This window comes from Amycolatopsis sp. NPDC051106 (assembly GCF_040682775.1).
Classification (GTDB): Bacteria; Actinomycetota; Actinomycetes; order Mycobacteriales; family Pseudonocardiaceae; genus Amycolatopsis.
The window spans coordinates 268651-292026 of the sequence record NZ_JBFBBQ010000001.1 but is presented as its reverse complement, the minus strand read 5'-3'; the positions used below and the strand labels follow the sequence as shown (position 1 = coordinate 292026).

The following is a 23376-nucleotide window of genomic DNA, read 5'->3' as shown; positions in this document are numbered from 1 at the left end:
CGCACCTTCCGGCTACGCACCGTGCTTGGCGCGGTCACCGAACACCGCCGCCTTTTCCTCGTCGCTGACCTTGTAGTCCTTGGCGGCGTCGCGCAGCTGCGAAACCAGGCGCTTCAGGCCGGCGACGTACTCGCGGACCTGGCCCGCGTAGGAACGGTCGCCGTCGGCGATCAGGGTGTTCCAGGCGTCGATCGACTGCGTGCTGATGACGTCGGCCGACGGCGCGTCGATCCGCAGCTGCCCGAGCTTGGTCAGCAGCTGGTCTTCGAGGGCGTTGGCCTGCTCTTCGACGATCCGGGCGACGTCCAGCAGCTTGTCCGGGTGGACCAGGACGTCCGCGGCCGCCGGCGCCACGGGCACGGCCGAACTGAGGTCGTACGAGGGTCCTGACATGCTCTCCCCTGACGTCATACGGACAGTGACCGGCCGACTCCCGTCGAGGCTACCAACCCGGGTGTGACAGCAGGCTGAGTTTGGACGAACATCATCCCCCGCCGGTTCCCGCTCCGTCGGAAATCAGGCGCGCTGCTTGACCGTCGGAGCGCCGACCTCGCCGTTCGCCGCCTTGAGCGCGATGTCCGTGCGGTGGTGCGAGCCCGCGAGGTGGACCTTCTCGACGATCTCGTACGCGTGCTTGCGGGCCGACTTGAGCGTCTTGCCGGTGCCGACCACCGACAGCACGCGGCCGCCGGCGGAGACCACGGCGCCGTCGTCGCGGCGGCGGGTGCCCGCGTGCAGCACGCCTTCCAGCTCGGCACCGGCGATGACGTCGCCGGTGCGCGGCTTGCCGGGGTAGCCGTCGGCGGCGATCACCACGGTGACCGCCGCGCCGCCGGCCCACTCCAGCGGCGGGTGCTCGGCGAGCTTGCCGGTGGCGGTGGCGTGCATCAGCCCGGCGATCGGGGTGCGAAGCAGGGCCAGCACGACCTGCGTCTCGGGGTCGCCGAAGCGGCAGTTGAACTCGATGACCTGCGGGCCTTCCGACGTCAGCGCGAGCCCGGCGTAGAGCAGGCCGGAGAACGGCGCCCCGCGCTTGACGAGCTCGTCGGCGACCGGCTGGACGACTCGCTCGACCAGGTCGTCGACCAGGTTTTCGGGCGCCCACGGCAGCGGGGCGTACGCGCCCATGCCGCCGGTGTTCGGGCCGGCGTCGTCGTCGCCGACGCGCTTGAAGTCCTGTGCGGGCAGCAGCGGCACGACGGTGTGGCCGTCGACGAAGCAGAACAGCGACGCCTCCGGACCGTCCAAAAAGGACTCCAGCAGGACCGGGTGGCCGCCGTCGAGCAGCATGATCGCGTGCTTGCGCGCGACGTCGTAGTCGGTCGTGACGACGACACCCTTGCCGGCGGCGAGGCCGTCGTCCTTGACCACCCAGGTCGGGCCGAAGCGGGCGAGCGCGGCGTCGAGGCGGGCCGGGTTGTCGACCACCTCGCTGCGCGCGGTCGGCACGTTCGCCGCGGCCATGACGTCCTTCGCGAAGGCCTTCGAGCCTTCGATGCGGGCCGCCGCGGCCGAGGGGCCGAAGCAGGCGATGCCCGCCTTGCGGACGGCGTCGGCGACACCGGCGACGAGCGGGACCTCGGGCCCGACCACCACCAGGTCGGCCTGCCAGTTCTTCGCGAGCGTGGCGACCGCTTCCGGGTCGGCCGCCTCGACGCCGAGCTGCTCGGCCATGGCGGCTGTCCCGGCGTTGCCGGGCGCGCAGGCCAGGGCGGTGACCGTGGGGTCGCCGGACGCCGCGAGGACGAGTGCATGCTCACGGGCGCCGGAGCCGATTACCAGTACGCGCACGCCGCACAGCGTATCCGGCGAGGTTGGCGACGGACATTTCGCCGTCCCCGGCCGTCCCCGGGCCCGGCCGGGGTCGGTCGCCGGTGCCGCGCTCGGGCCGCCTCCGGACGCCGTGAATGACTCATTCACCGCGCCGGACGCCAGGAATGAGTCATTCACTGCGTCCGGGCCCGCCGCCGGAGCTCCGGGGAGAAGAGGAGTCCACGCGCCGTTTACCGAGGTGTTCGCCTGGATACGTCCGTCGGATGCTTGCGGCGGTGAGGGTTGCGCGAGTAGTCAGGTCACACCCTGTGTGAGAAGAGGTCACGAGATGAAGCGCAAACGTGTCGGCGTGCTGGCACTCGCCGGACTGGCGTTGCTGAGCGTCACCGGACTGGCCGTCGGGTCGGCGAGCGCGTCCACAGTGCCGTCCGAAAGCGCGGGGTCCGCCGATGCGGCCGCGCACGGCCGGGGCCACGATGACCCCGTGATCATCGGACACCGCGGTGCGCCCGGGTACCGGCCGGAGCACACCCTCGCCTCGTACGAGCTCGCCTACCGGATGGGCGTGAGCTGGGTCGACGTCGACCTCGTGCCGACGAAGGACGGCCAGCTCGTCGCGCGGCACGAGCCGGAGATCGGCGGGGCCACCGACGTCGCGAAGCACCCCGAGTTCGCGGACCGCAAGAAGACCGTCGTGCTCGACGGCGTCAGCACGACCGGCTGGTTCACCCAGGACTTCACGCTGGCCGAGCTGAAGACGCTGCGCGCGGTCGAGCGGATCCCGGCGAACCGGCCGCACAACACGCTGTACAACGGCCGCTACCAGATCGCCACCTTCCAGGAGGTGCTCGACCTGACCAAGCGGCTCGGCAAGGAGCTGCACCGGACGCTCGGCACCTACCCCGAGGTCAAGCACTCGACGTTCTTCTCCTCGATCGGCAACCCGACCGAGCCGAAGCTGGTGTCGATCCTCAAGCGCAACGGCCTCGACCGGCCGGACGCGCCGGCGATCATCCAGTCGTTCGAGGTGTCGAACCTGATCGCGCTGCACAAGCAGGTCCGGACGCCGCTGCTGCAGCTGACGTCGGCGACCGGCGCTCCGGCGGACTTCGTCGCGAACGGCGACAAGCGGACGTACGCGGACATCGTCTCGGCCAAGGGGCTCAAGGACGTCGCGAAGTACGCGAAGTACCTCGGGCCGGACAAGGCGCAGATCATCCCGCTGGACCCGGCCGGAAACCTGACCAAGCCGACCGCGCTCGTCGCCGACGCGCACCAGGCCGGCCTGAAGGTGCAGCCGTACACGTTCCGGAACGAGAACCCGTTCCTGCCGGCGAACCTGCGCTCCTCGGCCGAGCCGGACGCCTACGGTGACGTCTTCACCGAGGAAGCCGCGTTCCTCAAAGCAGGTGTCGACGGCTTCTTCGCCGACCAGCCGGACACCGCCCTCGAGTCGCTGCACGCGTTCCTGGGCCGGTAATCCCTTTGCCGTGAAGGGCACCTTCGCGGACGCTGTGTCCATGAAGGTGCCCTTCACGGCATTCGACGGGTTCTCCGGCGTGGTCCTGGTGACCCGCGGCGAGGAGACGCTCGTCGCCGAGGCGCACGGCTACGCCCACATCGGCTACGACGTCGCGAACACCGTCGACACGCGGTTCGCGATCGCCAGCGGCACCAAGGGCCTGACCGCGCTCGTCATCATCGGCCTGGTCGCCGAGGGGCGCATCGCACTGTCGACGAGAGCGCGTGACGTCCTCGGCGGCGACCTGCCGCTGATCGACGACCGCGTGACCGTCGAGCACCTGCTGACGCACACGTCCGGCATCGGCGACTACTGCGACGACGACAACCCGCCCGAGAACCCGCCGTGGCTCGTCACTTCGGCCGACTACCTCGCCGCGCTCGACGGCTTTCCGCAGCAGTTCCCGCCCGGCGAGCGGTTCCACTACCACAACGGCGCGTTCGCGGTCCTCGGCCTGATTGCCGAACGGATCGCGGGCATACCTTTCGCCGAGCTCGTCCGGACCCGCGTGACGGAGCCCGCGGGCATGACCGACACGGCGTTCCTCCGCTCGGACGCCCTGCCCGCCTGCACCGCCACCGGCTACCTGGAAGACGGCCGCACCAACGTGTTCAGCCTGCCGGTCGTCGGCTTCGGCGACGGCGGGATCTACAGCACCGCACCGGACTTCCGGAAGTTCTGGCCCGCCCTGCTCGACGGCCGGTTGGTGCCGCGCGAGTGGGTGGACCGGATGCTGCGCCCGCACGCGGACGGCTACGGGCTCGGCTTCTGGCTGCCCCGGCCCGGCTTGGTGCGCCTGGTAGGTGGCGACCACGGCGTCACGTTCTGGAGCACGCACGAGCCGTCGACCGGGCTCACCGCGACCCTGATCTCCAACAACCACCGAGGTGGCGGGCCCCTGCTGCGGCAGCTGGACGAGTTCTTGACGAAGGCTTGACACCCCTCGGGACCAGGGCTACCTTCGGCGAATTCAATGGTCTGGCCGCATACCTTTCAAGAGGTGCCCGATGGACGTTTCCGACCAGCAGACCACTCCCGAGCACGCCGACGAAGACAGCGCGCGCCTCCATCAGCTCGGCTACGCGCAGGAACTCAAACGCACGATGTCGGCGTTCTCCAACTTCGCCGTCTCGTTCACGATCATCTCGATCCTCTCCGGCTGCCTGACGCTCTACGGCTTCGGCATGAAGACCGGCGGGCCCGCCGCGATGATCTGGGGCTGGCCGCTCGTCGGGGTGTTCGTCATCCTGGTCGGCCTGGGCATGGCCGAGGTCTGTTCCAGCTACCCGACCGCAGGCGGGCTGTACTACTGGGCGGCGCGGCTGGCGCGGAAGAACGGCCCCGCGTGGTCGTGGTTCACCGGCTGGTTCAACCTCATCGGGCAGATCGCCGTCACCGCGGGCATCGACTTCGGCGCGGCGCTGTTCCTCAACGCGTTCCTCGACCTGCAGTGGGGCTTCACCGCCACACCCGGGCACACGATCCTGCTGCTCGCGATCATCCTCGTGGTGCACGGCCTGCTGAACACCTTCGGCGTCCGGATCGTGGCGATCCTCAACAACGTCAGCGTGTGGTGGCACCTCATCGGCGTGCTCGTGATCGTCGGCGTACTGGTGTTCGCGCCGGCCAAGCACCAGGACGCGTCGTTCGTCTTCGGCGGCTTCGTCAACCAAACGGGCTGGGGATCGGCGTTCTACGTCTTCCTGCTCGGGTTGCTCCTCGCTCAGTACACGCTGACCGGTTACGACGCTTCGGCGCACATGACCGAGGAGACGAAGAGCGCGGCGACGGCGGGTCCGCGCGGCATCGTCATGTCGATCGTCGTCTCGCTCGTCGCGGGCTGGATCCTGCTGATCGGCCTGACGTTCGCGATCCAGGACTACGACGGCGCGGTCGGTTCCACCACCGGCGTCCCGCCCGCGCAGATCTTCATCGACGCCACCGGCGCGGTCACCGGCAAGTTCCTGCTGCTGATCTGCATCGGCGCCCAGCTGTTCTGCGGCATGGCTTCGGTGACGGCGAACTCGCGGATGATCTACGCGTTCGCCCGCGACGGCGCGATCCCGGGGTCGAAGTTCTGGCACAAGATCAACAAGCGGACCCAGACCCCGACCAACGCCGTCTGGCTGGGCGCGGGCGGCGCGTTGATCCTGGCGCTGCCGTACCTGTGGAGCGCGACGGCCTACGCGGCGGTGACGTCGATCGCCGTCGTCGGGCTGTACGTGGCGTACGTGATCCCGGTGTTCCTGCGCGTCCGCCTCGGCGACAAGTTCGAACGCGGGCCGTGGCACCTCGGCCGCTGGGGCAAGCCGGTGGGCATCATCGCGACCGTGTGGGTCGTGCTGATCTTCTTCCTGTTCATGCTGCCGCAGGTTTCGCCGGTGACGGCGGATTCGTTCAACTACACGCCGATCGCGTTCCTGGTCGTGCTCGGCGGCGCGGGGCTGTGGTGGGTGGTCTCGGCCCGGAAGTGGTTCAAGGGCCCGAAGGTCCAGGGTTCGGAGGCGGAGCTCGCCGCGGTGGAAAAGGAACTGAAGGAACTCGGCTGACGCTCGACGCCGTAAGCCTCTGAAGGCCACCATGAGGGAACTAGATGCCCCTCATGGTGGCCTTCAGAGCATTTGGCGGCCACGAGTCAGGCGGTGGCTTCCCGAGCGGGCGCGGTGGCCGGGGTTTCGGCCGGCGGGGAGTCGCGGCCCGGGCGGACGACCGTGACCGCCGCCGCGCCCAAGGCACCGACGCCCGCGAACGCGTAGAAGCCCCACGGGTACGCGATTCCGGCCGTCAGCAGGGCGCCGCCGAGGAGCGGGCCGGAGATCGCGCCGATCCGGCCGATGCCGGCGGACCAGCCGAGGCCGGTCGCGCGGATCGCGCCCGGGTAGATCCGGCCGATGTAGGCGTACACCAGCACCTGCGCGCTGAACACGAAGCAGCCGGTCAGGAACACCGCCGCGTACAGCCCGACGGCGGGCAGCTTCACGCTCAGCAGCGCGAGGAACACCGCGCCCGCGCAGAACCAGGCGATGGCCGACGGGCGGATGCCGACGCGGTCGGCGACCCGCCCCGCGACGAGCAACCCGGCGATGCCGCCGACGTTCAGCGTCAGCAGCAGGCTCAGCGCCGCGCCGAGCGGGTAGCCGGCCTGGCGCATGATCTCCGGCAGCCACGTGTTCAGGCCGTACACCAGCAGCAAGCCCATGAACGACGTCACCCAGAACGCGATCGTCGCGCGCAGCAGCCCGCCGCGGAACAGGCCGGCGACCGCGTGCCCGGCCGAGCGCTCGGTCTCGCGGACCTGCTGGAACGTCTCGGACTCCGGCAGGAACTTCAGCATCAGCGGGATCAGCACGACGGCCGGGACCGCCCCGGCGACGAACATCGCGCGCCAGCCCAGGGGCGAGATCAGCACGATGCCCAGCAGCGCCGTCAGCACCGCGCCGACGTGGTAGCCGGTCATGACGGTCGTGGTCGCGCTGCCCGACTTGCCGTGGCGCGCGTACTCCGTGACCAGCGTGATGGCCGTCGGCAGGCAGCCGCCGAGGCCGAGCCCGGCGACGAACCGCAGCAGGCCGAAGACGAACGTGGACGGCGCGAAGGCGCACAACAGCGTGCACAGCGAGAACAACGTCACGGAGATGATCAGCGACTTCCGGCGGCCGATGACGTCGGTGATGGTGCCGATCGCCAGCCCGCCCAGCATCATCCCGGCCAGGCCCACGGTCGAGACGACCGACGCGGTGCCGGGCGTCAGGCCCCAGACGTGGTCACGCAGCAGCACGGGCAGTACGGAGCCGAGCACGACCAAGTCGAACCCGTCGAGCAGGACGGCGGTCCAGGCCAGGGGCACGACCCAGGAGCGAGCGCCAGGGGACATCGGGAACCTCCGTTGTGCGTCGGTGCACATGATCCGCACAGGTGTGCGTAGTGCGCACACCTAAGCACGACGAACCGGACGTAATCCAGCTCACTTCCATTGAGCGGAAGCCGAGCGTAAGGCCTCTACCTGCGGGAAGATCTCGCTGGTGGAGATCCTGACGCTGATGGGCGTGCTCGCGGGTTCGCTGGCCCTGACCGCGCTCGCCCGGCGCTACAACCTGTCCGCGCCGCTGCTGGTCGTGGTCGTCGCGCTCGGGGTCGCGCTGATCCCCGGCGTGCCGCGGTTCGAACTGGAGCCGGAGCTGGTGCTCACGGTCGTGCTGCCGCCGTTGCTCTACTCGACGTCGCTCGAAAGCTCGTTGACGCACTTCAAGAACAGCCTGCGGCCGATCGTCGCGCTGGGCGTGGTGCTGGTCGCGGTCACGGCCGTGGTCGTCGCGCTGGTGGTGCACCTGCTGCTGCCGGACGTGCCGTTCGCCTCCGCGCTGGTGCTCGGCGCGGTCGTGGCGCCGCCGGACGCCGTCACGGCGGTGGCGATCGGGCGCAAGCTCGGCCTGCCGCGGCGGGTGATGACCGTGCTGACCGGGGAAAGCCTGGTCAACGACGCCGCCGCGCTGACGCTCTACAAGGTCGCGCTCGCCGCCGTCGCGGGCACTGCCGGCTCGGCCGGGCACGGGTTCGCCGTGTTCGGCGTCGCGACGGTGCTGGGCATCGCGGTCGGCCTGGCGATCGGCGCGCTCGTCGTGCTGATCCGGCGCCAGCTCGACGATCCGCTGATGGAGTCGGCGTTCGGGATCATCGTGCCGTTCGCCGCGTACGTCACCGCCGAGCACCTGCACCCCTTCAGCGAGGACTTCAGCGGCTCCGGCGTGCTCGCCGTCGTCGCGGCGGGCCTGCTGCTCGGGCATCGCGCGCTGTACGCGTCCCCCGCGACGCGCATGCAGGACAGATCGGTCTGGGCGTCGATCGACGTCCTGCTTGAAGCGCTGGTGTTCGCGTTGATGGGGCTGCAGCTGCCGTTCGTGCTCGAAGGCGCGCAGCACGCGGCCCGCGACAACGGGACGCTCGCGCTGGTCGCGGTGGCCGTGCTCGCGGTGACGATGTTCGTGCGCGTCCCGGCGGTGTTCCTCTCCGCGTACCTGCCGCAGACGGTGCGGCTGTTCGGCCGCGACCGCGCGACGCCGTCGTGGCGGACGCTGGCGGTGGTGTCGTGGACCGGCATGCGCGGCGTGGTGACGCTCGCCGCCGCGGCCGGCGTCCCGGCGGAAACCCCGGGGCGCGAGGAGATCCAGCTGTTCGCGTTCACCGTGGCGATCGGGACGGTGCTCATCCAGGGGCTGACGCTGCCGCCGCTGATCCGCGCGCTGAAGGTGGAGGACCCGGCGGAGGCGTCGCGGGACGAAGCCGAGGAGCTCGCCGCCCGCGAGGTCGCGAGGAAGGCGGCGCAGGAACGGCTGCGCGAGATCGGCCGCGAGCGGCTGGCTTCGCTGGACCTGCCGCAGGAGAAGGTCGACCGGCTCAAGGAGCGGCTGCAGCGGTTGATCGACACGCGTTACCGCTTCGCCAAGGCCGCGATCACGTTGTCCGGCGAAGACCGGTCCGGCAGCCCGCAAGCCCAGTTCGCGAAGGCCCGGCGCGAACTCCTGATCACCCAGCGCAAGGCGATGATCGAGGAGAACCGCGCGGGCCGGCTCGACGACGAGGTCCTGCGGCGGGTGCTGCGGGAGCTGGACCTGGAGGAGATGTCGGTGACGGCGACCCTCACGAACCGAATGAGCTGACGACCTCCCAGGTCCGCCGCCGTTCTTCGCTCGACCGGATGCCGGTCTGCGAGACGAGGACGTCGGTGGCGCCGGCGTCGTAGTAACGCTGGAGCCCGTCGAGGACGGTCTTCTCGTCGCCGATGATCGCGAGGTCGGCGGCGTGGCCGACGCCCTCCGCGTCGAGGATCCTGCGGTACGACGGAATTTGGCCGTAGAAGGACATCTGCTCGACGGCTTTCTTCCGCACTTCATCGGGCTCGTCGGTGACGACGGCCGGGACGGCGGCGATGATCCGCTTCCCGGCCATGACCGGCACGATCAGCTCGGAAAGCGCTCTCGGCCCGGCGAGGAACGGCAGGGTGCCGTCGGCGAGCTCGGCGGTGACTTTGAGCGCCTGCGGCCCCATGGCGGCGACGATGATCGGCACGTCTCCGCCCACAGTGGACGGACCGGGTGCTTTCGCGGTCACGGTCTCGCCCTCGAAGTCGACGGTTTCGCCTGCGAAAGCGCTTCGGAGGATGGTCAGGTACTCGCGCAGGTGCCGGATCGGCGGCGGGTAGTCGACGCCGTAGACGGGACCGAGGAAGCCCTTGGAGCCCAGCCCGATCCCGAGCGTGAACCGCCCGCCGGTGGCGGCTTGCGCGGTCTGCGCGGCGCTCGCGACGAGCAGCGGATGGCGCGGATAGGTCGGCACGACGGAGGTCCCGACCTCGATTCCCGGCACTTCCCGCCCGGCGAGCGCGGCGACGGTGACGGCGTCCTGACTGAGCGGAAGCTGCGAGAACCAGACGGACTTCAGGCCGGCAGCGGCGGCTTGACGAGTCTGGTCGATCAGCTCGTCGACGAGGTTCGGCGAGGAATCGGTGTCGCCGGCGGGGAGCGTGACTCCGATGGTCATGAACTCAAGCTAGCGAGCGGCGCCACCGATTTCCGGCTTCCCAGGACTTGAGAACGACAACCGAGCCGGTGCGCACGGTGGACCCCCTCGCCCCTCCGTGCGCACCGGCTCGGACCCCCAGTGGGTCCACGGTGGCAAGGTGGCTGTACAGGATCGGCACATCCGGGGAACATCGACTGGTCACCCCACGATCACCGGGAGGGATGCCGTGGAGTTCCTGCTCCTCGGCCCGGTCGAGGTCCGGTCGGGAACCGCGCACCTGCGGTTGTCCTCGCAGCGGCAACGGGCTCTTCTCGCCGCGCTCCTGCTGACGCCCAACGTGGTGGTCTCGCCGGCCCGGCTGGTGGAGGTGATCTGGGGTGAGGCGGCGCCGCCCTCGGCGATGGCGAACCTGCGAACCCACGTCGCCCAGCTGCGCCGGCAGCTTGCCGAGCTGGAGGACGGCGTGGGGCGGATCCATGCCCGGGCCGGGGGCTATCTGATCGAAGTCCGGCCGGACGAGATCGATCTCGAGCGATTCGAACGCCTCGCCGCGGCAGGTCGGCGGGCGCTCCTCGCCGGAGACGGCAAGGTCGCCGCGGAGACGCTGGGCCGCGCCTTGGCGTTGTGGCGAGGACGGCCGCTGGCCAACCTTCCGGCGACCGCGGCGACCGACGGCGAGGCCCATCGGCTGACCGAAGCCCGGCTCACCGTCGTCGAACACCACTGTCGCGCGCGTCTCGACCTGGGTGCGTGCTCGGACGTGGCCTGCGAGCTACACCGGCTGGTCGCCGACTACCCGCTCCGCGAACGGCTGTGGGCACTGCTGATGCTCGCACTGGCCGGCGGGGGACAACAGGCGGCAGCCCTCGGCGCCTACGACACGATCCGCAGCCGGCTGGCCGCCGAGCTGGGTGCCGAACCAGGCTCCGACTTGCGTGCGGCCCAGCTGGCCGTGCTGCGGCAAGCCGTTCCCGTCACCTCGTCCGTGAGTCCCGCGCAGCTTCCCCGCGCCGCGGCCGGGTTCCACGGACGCCACGCCGAACTGCTGGCTCTCGACCGCCTTCTGCCCGCGGGCGATGGTTCCCGGCTCGCCGTCATCGTCGGGACGGCGGGGGTCGGCAAGTCGGATCTGGCGATCCAGTGGGCGCACCGCGTCCGCGACCGTTTTCCCGACGGGCAGCTCTACGCCGACCTCCACCGCTCCGCCCGCCCCAGCCTGGTCCTCGGGCGGTTCCTGCGGGCCCTGGGTGTCCCGGCGCGGGAGATCCCGGACGACCTCGACGAAGCCGCCGCACTGTTCCGGTCCGTGCTGGCGGCCAAGGCCGTGCTCTGCGTTCTCGACGACGCCGTCGATGCCGAGCACGTCCGCCCGTTGCTGCCCGCCGCGCCGCGGTGCATGGTCGTGACGACCAGTCGCAACCGGCTCGACGGGCTGGTCGCCCTCGACGGCGCACACCGCCTCACGCTGGATGTCCTCGGCCCGGGCGACGCGGTGACCGTCCTCGGGGCCGCGATCGGCCCCGAGCGCGCGGCCCGGGAACCGGCCGCCACCGCCGAGCTGGCCGAAACGTGTGCGCGGCTGCCCCTCGCCCTGCGCATCACCGGCGCCCAGATCCGGCACCGGATCGGCCGCGGGGTTCTCGATCACCTCACCGACCTGCGCGACCACGGTGTGCTGGACAGTCTGACGACAGACGGCGAAACCAGCGTTCTCCGCGCCGCTTACGACCTCTCGTATGAAGCGCTCGACGCCGCGACCCGCCGCACCTTCCGGTTGCTCGGCCTGGTGCCCGGCCGCGACACGACCGTACCCGCGGCCGCCGCCCTGATCGACGCCCCGGCTTCGACGGCGGCCCGGCACCTCGAGCGGCTGGCCTTGGCGCACCTCGTCCAGGAGCACGCTCCGGGGCGCTACCGGCTCCACGACCTGCTTCGCCGCTACGCCACCGAACGCGCGCACATCGACTGCCTCGAGGACGAACGCGACACGGCGACACACGCGCTGCTCGACCACTACCTGGCCCGCACCGCCGCGGCCGCCGACATCCTTTACCCCTTCGTCCTGCGCCTGCCGGGGACCGAGCCGCAGCGGAGCGCGTTCGCCAGCGCGGAAGAGGCCCTGGCTTGGCTGACCGACGAAGTCCCCAACCTCGTGGCCGCGATCCGCCACGCTCACGCCTGCCGGCACCACCAGCTGACCTGGCAGCTCGTCGACGCCCTGCGCGGGCACTGCATGACCAACTGGCTCGCGGAGGCACCGGAACTCGCACAGATCGGCCTCGACTCCGCCGAAGCCCTCGCTCTGCCGGACGTGCGGGCGGCCGCGCACAACAACCTCGCGGCCACTCACGCACTCCGCTACGAATTCCCATCCGCCATCGCGCATTTCCAAGCCGCGCTGGCGCTCTACCGCACGGTGCAGGTCCGGCGCGGAGTGACCGGCGTGCTGGGAAACCTGGCCACCGTCCACCTGGACACCGGTGATCTCGACCGGGCCGACGCTCTCTTCGCGGAGGCGGCCGCTCTCGATCCGCTGGGTAGCGGGCTCCGCCGGCAAAGTCTCGGCGTCCTCCACGAATATCGCGGCCGGCTGGCCGAGGCGGCGACTGCCCACGCCGAGCGGGCCGCTGAATCGCACAGTCCGCACGATCTCGTCCTACTCGCCCGCGTTCACGCGAGAGGAGGCGACTACGACGCCGCGCTGCCCGTCGCGGAAGAGGCCGCGAAGCAAGCGCGAAGATCCGGCGATCGGTGCACCGAGGCGTACGCACTCGCGGTGCTCAGCATCATCCACGCGGGTACCGGCGATCCCGCGCGAGCCGTTCGCCTCGCCGGAACAGCGCTCGAGTTCGCGCGCGGCACCGGCGTGCCCGGCGCCGAAATCGCGGGGCACGCCGCACTCGCGGTGAGCCTCCTGGCCGGCGGTCACCACCAGCGCGCGCTGGTCAGCGGTCACCACGCGCTCCACCTCACCCGCCGGACCGGCACCCGGTTCGACGAATGCGAAGCACTGATCAGGGTCGGCCGCATCCACCGCGCCGCCGGATCGCGGACGCAGGGTGACCACTACCTCGATTCAGCCCTGCACCTCGCGAAGACCCACGGTTACCACGGGCTGGCCGAAGCCGCCGCCGAGCCTTTCGCCGAATCGATGAGCGGACCTCGGCGGCCATGATCCCCGGATCGCCCGGTGTCGCAAGCGCTTCCGCATCTCGGGACGCCCCCACTCCCAGGACTTGAGAACCCGAGCGAGCGCTTTCGGAATCGCCCACCCTGGGCGAGATCCCGATCACGATCTCCAGGAGTTCCCATGTCGCTGACCGACGTCATCGAAGGCACCCGCAAGGCCGTCGACGCGGACCCGCACAACGCCGCCGTCTCCTTCAGCGTTGCCCACACTCTCAAGCCCGGCACCAGGACCGAAGTCGAAGTCAAGGTCCGGGACCACAGCTTCACCGTCGACGAACCGCCCGCGCTCGGCGGGACCGACCAGGCTGCCAACCCCGTCGAGTTCGCGCTCGCCGCCCTCGGGTCCTGCCAGGTCATCACCTACCAGTTCTGGGCGGCGAAGCGCGGGATTCCGCTCGACTCCGTCAAGGTCACCGTCGACGGCGACCTCGACCTGCACGGCTTCTTCGGCTTCTCCTTCAACACCCGCCCCGGCTTCGGGGACGTGCGCGTGTCCGTCGAACTGGAAGGGCCGGCGAGCCGGGAGCGCTACGAAGACCTCAAGCGCGAGGTCGACGAACACTGCCCGGTGCTCGACCTCTTCCGCAACGAGACGCCGGTCAGCACCAAGCTGACTTAGACGAACTCGTGGCGGACGATCGTCTGCTCACGGCCCGGGCCAACGCCGATCGCGGAAATCCGGGCACCCGACAGCTCTTCCAGGCGCTCGACGTACGCGCGCGCGTTCGCCGGAAGCTCCTCGAACGTGCGGCACGCCGAGATGTCCTCGAACCAGCCCGGGTGCTCTTCGTAGATCGGGATCGCGTGGTGGACGTCGGTCTGCGTCATCGGCATGTCCTGCGTGCGGAAGCCGTCGACCTCGTAGCCCACGCACACCGGCACCTTCTCCAGCCCGGACAGCACGTCCAGCTTGGTGAGGAAGTAGTCGGTGATGCCGTTGACGCGGACCGCGTAGCGCGCGATCACCGCGTCGAACCAGCCCGTGCGCCGCGATCGGCCCGTCGTCACGCCGAACTCGCCGCCCTGCTTGCGCAGGTACTCGCCGGACTCGTCGTGCAGCTCGGTCGGGAACGGGCCTGAGCCGACGCGGGTCGTGTACGCCTTGAGGATGCCGAGCACCGTGGTGATCCGGCCCGGGCCGATGCCCGAACCCGCGCTCGCGCCGCCGGACGTCGGGTTCGACGACGTCACGAACGGGTAGGTGCCGTGGTCGACGTCGAGCAGCGTGCCCTGCGAGCCCTCGAGCAGCACGATCTCGCCGCGCTCGAGCGCCTGGTTGAGCTGCAGCCGCGTGTCGGCGATGCGGTGCGCGAACTTCTCGCCCGCGGCCAGCACCTCGTCGGCGACCTGGTCCGCGTCGAGGGCCTTGCGGTTGTAGACCTTCACCAGCACCTGGTTCTTGAACTCCAGCGCGGCTTCGACCTTCTGGCGGAAGATCTTCTCGTCGAGCAGGTCCTGCACGCGGACGCCGACGCGGGCGATCTTGTCCTGGTAGCACGGGCCGATGCCGCGGCCGGTGGTGCCGATCTTGCGGCTGCCGAGGTAGCGCTCGGTGACTTTGTCGATCGCCACGTGGTACGGCATGATCAGGTGAGCGTCGGCGGAGATCAGCAGCTTGGACGTGTCGACGTCCCGCGCTTCCAGTCCGGACAGCTCTTCCAGCAGCACACCCGGGTCGACGACCACGCCGTTGCCGATGACGTTCGTCACGCCGGGGGTGAGGATGCCGGACGGGATGAGGTGCAGGGCGAAGTTCTCGCCGTTCGGCAGGACGACCGTGTGACCGGCGTTGTTGCCACCCTGGTAACGGACGACCCACTGGACACGGTCACCCATCAGGTCGGTGGCCTTGCCCTTGCCTTCGTCTCCCCATTGGGCACCGATGAGCACGATGGCCGGCATGTGACACTCCAAGGTGTTCGAGGACGTGAGGTTTAGTGTCCCGGACGGACACCGGTGGCGCTGACGAAATGCCGGTGCATGACTGTAACGGAGGTCCTGCGGGTGCGCGGACTAGTGGTGGCCTGTGGCGACGGCGCGGCGGGCTTCGAAGAGGTCGACGACGTCGAGTCGATCCGCGTGCCCAGCCGTCCCGGCAAGGCGGAAATCGACCCCTTGCTGGGCGAACACGATCACCTGGTGGTGTCGGGCACCGACGCGGACCTGGCGGCTGTGGTCTTGCGGCTGCTCCGCAAGGAGGCGCTCTCCGGCGTGTCGGTCGGGTTCGTGCCGTCTTCGCCGGACTCGTCCGTCGCCGCGCTCTGGAACCTCCCGAAGACACAGCTGCAGGCCCTCGCGCTCGCCCTGCGCGGGGAGGTCGACCCGGTGCCGCTGATCCGCGACGACGTCGGCGGCGTGCTCGTCGGCCGCGGGGTGCTGCGGCTCGTCCGCGGCGTGGCCTACGCCGACGAACAGGTGGCGTTGCGCGGGCCGGCGTCGTCGATCGAGGTGACGCCGGACCCGGGCGGCCCGGGCCTGGCCGTCCGCGTCGTGAAGGGGACGATCTTCAAGCGGCCGACGACGCTCTACGCGCGCGCGTTCCAGATCGGCTGCATCCCGACGCGGCCCGTCAGCGACGACGTCGTCCACGAGCGCGCGGTGAACAAGTGGACCTGGTACCGGCACACCCAGGACCTTCGCCTGGTGCGCAGCCCGGCCTGACCTGCGGCTTTCAACCCTTAAGTGCACGCGCGGCAACGCAGCGTTCACCAACGGGCAGCAACATGTCACCTATACGTGTTGCACTCGTCACGCGGGTGTATCAGGGTTAGCTGTCCCCACACCTGACATGGAGGCAGCAATATGCCAACCAGGCGTGCTGTTCGTCATTCCTTGACTGTCCTCGCCGCCACCGCGGTGCTCTCCGGCACGCTGGTCAGCGTCGCCGACGCCACCCCGCCGGGCATCCCGTCGACCACGACGGCCAAGTCCGAGCTGGCCGCGCTGACCGTCAAGGCCGACGGGTCCCAGACCGGCTACAGCCGCGACAAGTTCCCGCACTGGATCGACCAGGGCAACAGCTGCAACACCCGCGAGCTGGTGCTCAAGCGCGACGGCACGAACGTCGTCACCGGGTCGGACTGCGCGGCGACGTCCGGCAGCTGGAAGAGCCCGTACGACGGCGAGACCTGGACCGCCGCGTCCGATGTGGACATCGACCACGTCGTCCCGCTGGCCGACGCGTGGCGCACCGGCGCTTCGTCGTGGACGACCGCGCAGCGGCAGGCGTACGCGAACGACCTCACCGACCCGCAGCTGATCGCCGTGACGGACAACGTCAACCAGGAGAAGGGCGACAAGTCGCCCGACCAGTGGAAGCCGCCGCTCACCAGCTACTGGTGCACCTACGCGAAGATGTGGGTCGCGGTGAAGTACAAGTTCAAGCTGACGATCAACTCCGCCGAAAAGTCGGCGTTGACGGACATGCTCGGCCGCTGCTGATCCGTGTCAAGGGCGAATCCTTGCGGTGCCAGGGAATGGGACCACGGTTCGCTCTGTGGGACGGCCTTCAGCGCGTGGCTAGCGTCGCTGGTCGAAGACGCAACCGCTCCCCGCTGGAGGCCGTCCGGTGTCCCCACTCTTCCGCGCCCGCAACGCCGCGGCCCTGCTCGCCCTGCCCATCCTGCTGTCCGCCTGCTCCGCCGCCGGCACCGAACCAGCCGCCGACGCGGGCCCGCCGAAGGCCGGCGGCACGCTGCGCCTCGGCATCTCGTCGGCGCCCGACTGCATCGACCCGCAGCAGACCGCGACGAACGCGTCCATCAACGTCGCGCGCCAGCTGGTCGACTCGCTCACCGACCAGGACTCGAAGACCGGCGAGATCAAGCCGTGGCTGGCCGAGAAGTGGGAGGTCAGCGCCGATTCGACGGCGTTCACCTTCCACCTGCGCGCCGGCGCGACGTTCTCCGATGGCAGCCCGGTCGACGCCGCCGCGGTCAAGACGAGCTTCGACGGCATCAAGGCCCTCGGCACGAAAGCCCAGCTCGGTTACGGCTACCTCGCTGCCTACAAGGCGTCGACGGTGGTCGACCCGCGGACCGTGCGGATCGAGTTCTCCGCACCCAGCGCCCAGTTCCTCCAGGCCAGCTCGACGATGTCGCTCGGCGTCCTCGCGCCCGCGGCGTTCAAGAAGACGCCGGAGCAGCGCTGCCAGGGCAACGGCCTGATCGGCTCCGGGCCGTTCGTCTTCGAAAGCCTGAAGCAGAACCAGGAAATCGTCCTGGCCAAGCGCAAGGGCTACGCGTGGGGCTCGTCGCTGTTCAAGCACCCGGGCGAGGCCTACCTCGACAAGATCGACTACAAGATCGTGCCGGAGCCCGGCGTCCGCACCGGCAGCCTCGCCTCCGGCCAGCTCGACGCGGCCACCGACATCCAGCCGGTCGACGAGCCGCAGTTCAAGGGCAACGGCTTCAGCGAGAACATCCGGTCCAACCCCGGCGTCGTGTTCAACCTGCACGCCAACACCACCCGCGGCGTGCTCACCGACGAGAAGGTGCGCCAGGCCGTGCTGAAGGGCGTCGACCGCACCGAGGTCGTGAACACCGTCCTGACGGCGTCCTACAAGCCCGCCACCAGCATCCTCGGCTCGGCGACACCGCTCTACGAAGACCTTTCGCAGCAACTGGCTTACGACCAGAAGGGCGCGGCCGCGCTGCTCGACGGCGCCGGCTGGGTGCCCGGCCCCGACGGAATCCGCGTCAAGGACGGGCAGAAGCTGAGCGCGTCCGTCGTGTTCTCGCCGGTGTTCAACCAGAACCGCAGCGTGCTGGAACTGGTCCAGCAGCAGCTCCGCAAGATCGGCTTCGACCTGCGGATCGAGCAGCACACTACGGCCGAGACCACGCAGATCCAGCTCAGCGGCAACTACGACTTCCTCTGGTACAACGTCACCCGCGCCGACCCGGACATCCTGCGCGGCCAGTTCTCCACCAAGGCCGGCAACCGCAGCAAGCTGACGCCGGGCAACCCCCTCGACGTCGCGCTCGACGCCCAGTCGTCCACTGTGGACAAGGCCAAGCGCAAGCCGTCGGCCGACGAGGTGCAGAAGCTCATCATCGACCACGCCTACGCGATCCCGGTGTTCGAGCTGACCCAGGTCGTCGCGCTGAGCTCGCAGGCACACGCCGTCGACTTCGAAGCGTCGTCACGGCTGCAGCTCTTCGACGCGTGGCTGTCGTGAGGAACTACCTGCTGCGCCGCGCCGGGCAGGCGGTGTTCGTGCTGTGGGCGGCGTTCACGCTGTCGTTCCTGATCCTCTACCTCCTGCCAGGCGACGCCGTCTCGGCGAAGCTCGCCAGCGGGGAGGCCGGTTCGTCGGCGACGCCCGAGCAGCTCGCCGCCGCCCGCGCGGAGTACGGTCTCGACTCAGCCCTGCCGGTCCAGTACCTGAAACGACTGGTCTCGGCCCTGCACGGCGACTTCGGCCGCAGCGTCGCGACCGGCGACGACGCGACGCACATGGTCGTCACGGCGTTGCCGCCGACGCTCGCGGTGACCGGGCTGGCCCTGGTGTTCGCGGTGGTCTTCGGCGGCGGCTCGGCGTTCCTGGGCACGTTCACGCGGTTCCGCTGGCTGCGGCAGGCGCTGCTCTCCCTGCCGTCGCTGGCGATCTCGCTGCCGCCGTTCTGGGTCGGGCTGCTGCTGATCCAGTTCTTCTCGTTCCGGCTGCGGCTGCTGCCGGCGTTGGGCACGCAGGGCTTCGAGACGATCATCCTGCCCGCGATCACCCTCGCGCTGCCGACCGGCGCGATCATCGGGCAGGTGCTGGCCAAGAGCCTGGCGACCCAGCAGGAAGAGCCATACGCCGAGATCGCCGCGGCGAAGGGCGCGAGCCGCTGGCGCGTCCACTTCGGACACCTCCTGCGCAACGCCGCCGTGCCGACGCTCACCGTCGCCGGCGTGGTGGCGGGCAACCTCGTCGCGGGTTCGGTGATCACCGAGACGGTGTTCTCCCGCGACGGCGTCGGCCGGATCACCGCGGCCGCCGTCACCGCGCAGGACGTCCCGGTGGTGCAGGCGGTGATCGTGCTGGCCGCGCTGGTGTTCGTGGTGCTCAACCTGATCGTCGACCTGCTGTACCCGCTGCTCGACCCGCGCATCGCCCGCACGCCGGAGGTGGCCCGTGGTTGACTTGGCTCTTCCGAAGCGGCACTTTCCCGTGAAAGTGCCGCCCGGTCTCTTGCTCGCGGTGGCCGTGCTGGCGTTCGTGCTGCTCGCCGCCTTCGTGCCGGGCCTGCTGACCGGGTACGACCCGATCACCGGCGTCCCCGCCGAGCGGCTGCAGGGGCCGTCGCTGCACCACCTGTTCGGCACCGACGAAACCGGCCGGGACGTCTACGCCCGCGTGATCCACGGCGCGTCGCTCTCGCTGCGGGCGACTGCGATCGCGGTGCTCGTGGCGCTGGTCGCGGGCTCGGCGCTCGGCCTGCTGGCCGGGTTCCGCGGCGGCTGGGCGGACACCGTGATCATGCGGGTCGTCGACGTCTTCCTCGCCATCCCGCCGATCCTGCTGTCGCTGGCCCTGGTCACGGCGCTGGGCTTCGGCACGACGAACGTCGCGATCGCCGTCGGCATCGCGAACCTCGCGTCCTTCGCGCGGGTCATGCGCGCGGAGGTGCTTCGCGTGCGAAACGGCGTGTTCGTCGAAGCGGCGCGCGCGAGCGGAGTGCGCTGGTCCGGCGTGCTGCTGCGGCACGTCCTGCCGAACGCGGCGGGCCCGGTGCTCGCACTGGCGACGCTCACCCTCGGCACGGCCGTGCTCGAGGTGTCGGCACTGAGCTTCCTCGGCTTCGGCGCGACGCCGCCGACGCCGGAGTGGGGTTCGCTCGTCGCGGGCGGGCGCAGCTTCCTGGCCACCGCGTGGTGGATGACGACGTTCCCGGGACTGACGGTCGCGGCGGTGGTCCTCGCCGCGAACCGGCTGTCCCGCGCCCTGGACGGAGGAGACCGATGAGCCTGCTGCGGATCGAGGACCTGGCCGTGTCGTACCGGACGCGGGGCGGCGTGGTGCCCGCCGTGCGCGACGTCGGGTTCGACGTCGGCGCCGGCGAGGTGGTCGCCGTCGTCGGCGAGTCCGGTTCGGGCAAGTCGACGACCGCGCACGCGGCGATCGGGCTGCTGCCGCGCGGCGGCCGGATCGACGGCGGTGCGATCACCTTCGACGGCCGGAACCTCCTTTCCCTGTCGTCCCGGCAGTGGCGCTCGGTGCGGGGCCGCGAGATCGCGCTGGTGCCGCAGGACCCGGCGGTGTCGCTGAACCCGGTGCACCGGATCGGCGAGCAGGTCGCCGAGGTGCTGCGGATCCACGGTCTCGCGGACCGTCGATCGGCTGGAGCCCAAGCGATCGAACTCCTCGAACGCGCGGGCGTCCCCGACCCGGCGCGAAGGGCGCGGCAGTACCCGCACCAGCTGTCGGGCGGGCTCCGGCAGCGCGTGCTGATCGCGGCGGCACTGGCCGGGCGGCCGAAGCTGATCATCGCGGACGAGCCGACGTCGGCGCTGGACGTCACCGTGCAGCGCCGGATCCTCGACCACCTGACGTCGCTGGCCGCGGACTCCGGCACGGCGATCCTGCTGATCACGCACGACCTCGGCGTCGCGGCCGACCGCGCGTCGCGGATCGTGGTGCTCTCGCAGGGCTCGGTGGTCGAAGAGGGTTCGTCGGTCGTCAGCGCGCCGACGCATCCCTACACCCAGCAGCTGCTCGCGGCGGCGCCGAGCATGACGAGCACCGTACGGCCGCCCGCCCCGGCCGCCGAGCCGCTGGTGTCGGTGCGGGACCTCGCGAAGACGTTCGACGGCGGGATCCGCGCGGTCGACGGCGTCTCGTTCGACGTCCCGCGCGGCCAGACCCTGGCGCTGGTCGGCGAGTCCGGCTCCGGCAAGTCGACGACGGCGCGGATGGTGCTGCGGCTGGAGACGCCGTCCGCCGGTTCGGTGGAGTTCGACGGCCAGGACATCACCGCGCTGGGCGGCGATGAACTGCGCCGGCTGCGGCGGCGGATGCAGATCGTCTACCAGAACCCGTACGCGTCGCTGAACCCGAAGTTCTCCATCGAGGACGTCGTCGCGGAGCCGCTGCGGGCGTTCAAGCTGCCCCGCACGCGGGTCCCGGAGCTGCTCGACCAGGTGGCGCTGCCGGCATCGGTGGCGCGCCGGAAGCCGTCGGAGCTGTCGGGCGGCCAGCGGCAGCGGGTGGCGATCGCGCGGGCGCTGGCGTTGCGGCCGGACCTGGTGGTGTGCGACGAACCCGTGTCGGCGCTGGACGTCTCGGTGCAGGCCCAGATCCTGCGGCTGCTGGCGGACCTGCAGTCGGAGCTGGGGCTGTCGTACCTGTTCATCTCCCACGACCTCGCGGTCGTGCGACAGCTGGCGGACCAGGTGGGCGTGCTGCGGGACGGCGCGCTGGTCGAACTGGGCCCCGCCGCTCAGGTGCTGCACGAGCCGCGCTCCGAGTACACGAAGGAGCTCCTCGACGCGATCCCCGGACGTTCGGTGCAGGAAGTCGGCTGAGGCTCAATGAATGCCGCAGCCACCGAGCTGCTGACATTCCTTCAGGTAGCGGTTCGCATTGTGGTAGCCGAGTTGCAGAGACATGGCGTGCGCCTTTCGCGGATCCAACTTCCGCAGCCAATTCGGTTCGATCTCGATCTTCCGGACCGGCTCAGGGTAGTCGCAGATCACCGGCCAGATCTCGGCCGGTCGACAGCTTTTGGACGGCCACCCGTTTTGCCGACGGAACCCGTCGAGGTAGCGCACAGTCACCCACGATGGTTTGGCCTCTTGCACCTCGGCCTTCCGCCACCCGCACTCCCAAGCCCACACGGGATCGCCGGGATCGTACGATGTCGCCGACTGGTACGCCCCGACATGCGAAGCTCCAGGCATTCCGGCCATCTGGAACTGCGGCGCACCACCCATGACCCGATAGTCGTCCGGCACCATGAACGGCTCCACGCTGAACGATTCCCACCGGGAGTCACGCCGAACGAGATGAACTTCAGCGAACCCCACGGAGTAGTAGATCGGCGTGCCCGGCGGGACTAGACGCGCACCCTCCAGGTATCCGCGCGACGACAAACTGGTCGCGACTTTGACCCTGACGCCACGGTGGCCGGGATGGGAATCGAACTCTTCCACTCGAACCACTCGTCCAGGCACCCAGTCACAATGGCCGAGCTGCCGGAGCAGAACTTTATCGCCGAACCGAAAATGAGCAGAACGAGACCTATTCACCGCTGCACCCCCTGAAGTAACGAGGAAGCAACACTAACCCAGCAAAAACGTACCACAAAGTGCGGGTTTCTTGGCCTGACCCTAAAAGTCCTGGTCGCAACACTCCTGGCCCTCCAGCGAAGTGCCATCTGACGCTCACTAGGGACAGATGTCGACAAAGCGAGACAGGAAACCGGACAGGTTCGACGGTGGGTGTTTCCCCAACCACCCACCGCGACGTATGGTCTGGACCATGCGGAGGATCGGCGTGGCCTTCGTGGCCTTGGTGCTGATGATTTCGGGTGCGGTGCCGGCTTCGGCCGCCGCCGGGCGCAGGATCGTCGTCTACTACCAGACCATCTACAACGGCTCCACCTACGTCTCGCCGCTCCCGCTGCGCGACGCCGGGGCCACGGACGTCGTCGTCGGAGCCATCCACCTCGACACCGGCAGCGTCGTGCACCTCAACGACGATCCGCCGAACGCGAGCAAGTTCACGCGGATGTGGCAGGACCTCGCGACCCTGCGCAGCCAGGGCGTGCACCTGCTCGCGTTCGTCGGCGGGGCCGCGGCGGGCAGCTTCCAGCGGCTCGAAACGCAGTTCGACACGTATTACCCGCTGCTGCGGAACCTGATCCGCACGTACTCGCTCTCCGGCATCGACCTCGACATCGAAGAGCACATGTCCAACGGCGCGCTGAACAAGCTCATCGACGCGCTGCGGGCGGACTTCGGCAGCTCGTTCCTCGTGACGCTGGCTCCGGTGGCCACCGAACTCAGTGGCGGCGGCGGACTCTCCGGGCTCAACTACGACACGCTCTACCGCGACCGCGGCAGCCAGATCTCCTGGTTCAACACGCAGTTCTACTGCGGCTGGGGCTCGCTGAGCAGCACGTCCGGCTACGACAACATCATCCGCCGCGGGGTCGTGCCCGCGAGCAAGGTCGTGGCCGGGACCGTGACCAATCCCGCGAACTGCAGCGGATACGTCGCCATGTCGACACTGCAGTCGACCGTGCGGAGCCTCATCGGAAAGTACGCGGACTTCGGCGGGATCGACGGCTGGGAGTACTTCAACTCCCTGCCCGGCGGGACGTCGGCGCCGCAGCAGTGGGCGCAGCAAATCGCCCCGGTCGTGAAGGGCTGACGAGTACGCTCGG

Annotated in this window: 19 protein-coding genes; 13 read left to right on the top strand and 6 right to left on the bottom strand. The window is 70.0% G+C overall.

From position 1 onward, the window contains the following. Positions 1-12: 12 nt before the first annotated feature. Together AB0M83_RS01375 and purD are read right to left on the bottom strand one after the other, a co-directional pair. Entirely contained in the window at positions 13-393 is a 381-nt protein-coding gene (locus tag AB0M83_RS01375; protein WP_364510661.1) for a hypothetical protein, read from the bottom strand. A 123-nt stretch (positions 394-516) separates the two neighbouring features. Next, complete coding sequence (gene purD / locus AB0M83_RS01370) at positions 517-1791, bottom strand: phosphoribosylamine--glycine ligase (protein WP_364510659.1); 1275 nt, start codon at positions 1789-1791, stop codon at positions 517-519. Between the two features lie 310 nt (positions 1792-2101). Between purD and AB0M83_RS01365 the strand changes: the two genes are divergently transcribed. From AB0M83_RS01365 to AB0M83_RS01355, 3 genes are all read left to right on the top strand, one after another. After that, positions 2102-3253, top strand: a complete 1152-nt coding sequence (locus tag AB0M83_RS01365) for a glycerophosphodiester phosphodiesterase (protein WP_364510656.1) — start codon at positions 2102-2104, stop codon at positions 3251-3253. A 40-nt stretch (positions 3254-3293) separates the two neighbouring features. After that, the gene (locus tag AB0M83_RS01360) at positions 3294-4232 is read left to right on the top strand and encodes a serine hydrolase domain-containing protein (protein WP_364510653.1); all 939 of its coding nucleotides are present in this window, start codon (positions 3294-3296) and stop codon (positions 4230-4232) included. A 70-nt stretch (positions 4233-4302) separates the two neighbouring features. Beyond that, positions 4303-5844, top strand: coding sequence for an amino acid permease (locus tag AB0M83_RS01355; protein WP_364510651.1), 1542 nt, complete (start codon positions 4303-4305; stop codon positions 5842-5844). Positions 5845-5930: 86 nt separating this feature from the next. Here AB0M83_RS01355 and AB0M83_RS01350 read toward each other — a convergent pair whose 3' ends face one another. After that, complete coding sequence (locus tag AB0M83_RS01350; protein WP_364510649.1) at positions 5931-7169, bottom strand: aromatic acid/H+ symport family MFS transporter; 1239 nt, start codon at positions 7167-7169, stop codon at positions 5931-5933. 148 nt (positions 7170-7317) lie between these two features. Here AB0M83_RS01350 and AB0M83_RS01345 point away from each other — a divergent pair, with 148 nt between their 5' ends. After that, positions 7318-8952, top strand: coding sequence for a Na+/H+ antiporter (locus tag AB0M83_RS01345; RefSeq protein WP_364510646.1), 1635 nt, complete (start codon positions 7318-7320; stop codon positions 8950-8952). Here AB0M83_RS01345 and AB0M83_RS01340 read toward each other — a convergent pair. After that, the gene (locus tag AB0M83_RS01340) at positions 8933-9832 is read right to left on the bottom strand and encodes a TIGR03564 family F420-dependent LLM class oxidoreductase (protein WP_364510643.1); all 900 of its coding nucleotides are present in this window, start codon (positions 9830-9832) and stop codon (positions 8933-8935) included. The two genes, AB0M83_RS01345 and AB0M83_RS01340, sit on opposite strands and share 20 nt — an antisense overlap. A gap of 208 nt (positions 9833-10040) precedes the next feature. On the opposite strand from AB0M83_RS01340, the gene AB0M83_RS01335 reads away from it, so the two are divergent. Beyond that, on the top strand, positions 10041-12989 hold the full coding sequence (locus AB0M83_RS01335) for a BTAD domain-containing putative transcriptional regulator (RefSeq protein WP_364510640.1): 2949 nt from the start codon (positions 10041-10043) through the stop codon (positions 12987-12989). Between the two features lie 135 nt (positions 12990-13124). Further along, positions 13125-13622 carry an OsmC family protein gene (locus AB0M83_RS01330; protein WP_364510637.1) on the top strand — a complete coding sequence of 166 codons (498 nt, stop codon included), beginning with the start codon at positions 13125-13127 and terminating at the stop codon, positions 13620-13622. On the opposite strand, the gene AB0M83_RS01325 is transcribed toward AB0M83_RS01330, so the two are convergent. After that, positions 13619-14905 (bottom strand): adenylosuccinate synthase, encoded by a 1287-nt coding sequence (locus tag AB0M83_RS01325; RefSeq protein WP_364510634.1) that lies wholly within the window; start codon positions 14903-14905, stop codon positions 13619-13621. The genes AB0M83_RS01330 and AB0M83_RS01325 overlap by 4 nt on opposite strands. Before the next feature lie 114 nt (positions 14906-15019). Here AB0M83_RS01325 and AB0M83_RS01320 point away from each other — a divergent pair, with 114 nt between their 5' ends. From AB0M83_RS01320 to AB0M83_RS01295, 6 genes are all read left to right on the top strand, one after another. Continuing rightward, on the top strand, positions 15020-15664 hold the full coding sequence (locus AB0M83_RS01320; RefSeq protein ID WP_364510835.1) for a hypothetical protein: 645 nt from the start codon (positions 15020-15022) through the stop codon (positions 15662-15664). A gap of 141 nt (positions 15665-15805) precedes the next feature. Further along, a complete protein-coding gene (locus tag AB0M83_RS01315; RefSeq protein WP_364510631.1) occupies positions 15806-16444 on the top strand; it encodes an HNH endonuclease family protein in 639 nt (212 codons plus the stop codon). A gap of 127 nt (positions 16445-16571) precedes the next feature. Then, positions 16572-18182 (top strand): ABC transporter substrate-binding protein, encoded by a 1611-nt coding sequence (locus AB0M83_RS01310; protein WP_364510628.1) that lies wholly within the window; start codon positions 16572-16574, stop codon positions 18180-18182. Further along, positions 18179-19132 carry an ABC transporter permease gene (locus AB0M83_RS01305; protein ID WP_364510832.1) on the top strand — a complete coding sequence of 318 codons (954 nt, stop codon included), beginning with the start codon at positions 18179-18181 and terminating at the stop codon, positions 19130-19132. Before AB0M83_RS01310 ends, AB0M83_RS01305 begins: the two co-directional genes overlap by 4 nt. Before the next feature lie 34 nt (positions 19133-19166). Next, on the top strand, positions 19167-19955 hold the full coding sequence (locus AB0M83_RS01300) for an ABC transporter permease (protein WP_364510829.1): 789 nt from the start codon (positions 19167-19169) through the stop codon (positions 19953-19955). Further along, a complete protein-coding gene (locus AB0M83_RS01295) occupies positions 19952-21514 on the top strand; it encodes an ABC transporter ATP-binding protein (RefSeq protein WP_364510625.1) in 1563 nt (520 codons plus the stop codon). Before AB0M83_RS01300 ends, AB0M83_RS01295 begins: the two co-directional genes overlap by 4 nt. 3 nt (positions 21515-21517) lie before the next feature. Here AB0M83_RS01295 and AB0M83_RS01290 read toward each other — a convergent pair whose 3' ends face one another. Next, positions 21518-22141, bottom strand: coding sequence for a hypothetical protein (locus AB0M83_RS01290; RefSeq protein ID WP_364510623.1), 624 nt, complete (start codon positions 22139-22141; stop codon positions 21518-21520). A gap of 328 nt (positions 22142-22469) precedes the next feature. Between AB0M83_RS01290 and AB0M83_RS01285 the strand changes: the two genes are divergently transcribed. Continuing rightward, positions 22470-23363: a glycosyl hydrolase family 18 protein gene (locus AB0M83_RS01285; RefSeq protein ID WP_364510621.1), complete on the top strand. Its 894-nt coding sequence runs from the start codon at positions 22470-22472 to the stop codon at positions 23361-23363. Positions 23364-23376: the final 13 nt, after the last annotated feature.

What these genes read in the sequence shown, in the direction of transcription:
- AB0M83_RS01375 (WP_364510661.1), bottom strand. Translation starts at nt 393, where the DNA reads ATGTCAGGACCCTCGTACGACCTCAGTTCGGCCGTGCCCGTGGCGCCG.
- AB0M83_RS01365 (WP_364510656.1), top strand. Translation starts at nt 2,102, where the DNA reads ATGAAGCGCAAACGTGTCGGCGTGCTGGCACTCGCCGGACTGGCGTTG.
- AB0M83_RS01360 (WP_364510653.1), top strand. Translation starts at nt 3,294, where the DNA reads ATGAAGGTGCCCTTCACGGCATTCGACGGGTTCTCCGGCGTGGTCCTG.
- AB0M83_RS01355 (WP_364510651.1), top strand. Translation starts at nt 4,303, where the DNA reads ATGGACGTTTCCGACCAGCAGACCACTCCCGAGCACGCCGACGAAGAC.
- AB0M83_RS01350 (WP_364510649.1), bottom strand. Translation starts at nt 7,169, where the DNA reads ATGTCCCCTGGCGCTCGCTCCTGGGTCGTGCCCCTGGCCTGGACCGCC.
- AB0M83_RS01340 (WP_364510643.1), bottom strand. Translation starts at nt 9,832, where the DNA reads ATGACCATCGGAGTCACGCTCCCCGCCGGCGACACCGATTCCTCGCCG.
- AB0M83_RS01330 (WP_364510637.1), top strand. Translation starts at nt 13,125, where the DNA reads ATGTCGCTGACCGACGTCATCGAAGGCACCCGCAAGGCCGTCGACGCG.
- AB0M83_RS01325 (WP_364510634.1), bottom strand. Translation starts at nt 14,905, where the DNA reads ATGCCGGCCATCGTGCTCATCGGTGCCCAATGGGGAGACGAAGGCAAG.
- AB0M83_RS01315 (WP_364510631.1), top strand. Translation starts at nt 15,806, where the DNA reads ATGCCAACCAGGCGTGCTGTTCGTCATTCCTTGACTGTCCTCGCCGCC.
- AB0M83_RS01295 (WP_364510625.1), top strand. Translation starts at nt 19,952, where the DNA reads ATGAGCCTGCTGCGGATCGAGGACCTGGCCGTGTCGTACCGGACGCGG.
- AB0M83_RS01285 (WP_364510621.1), top strand. Translation starts at nt 22,470, where the DNA reads ATGCGGAGGATCGGCGTGGCCTTCGTGGCCTTGGTGCTGATGATTTCG.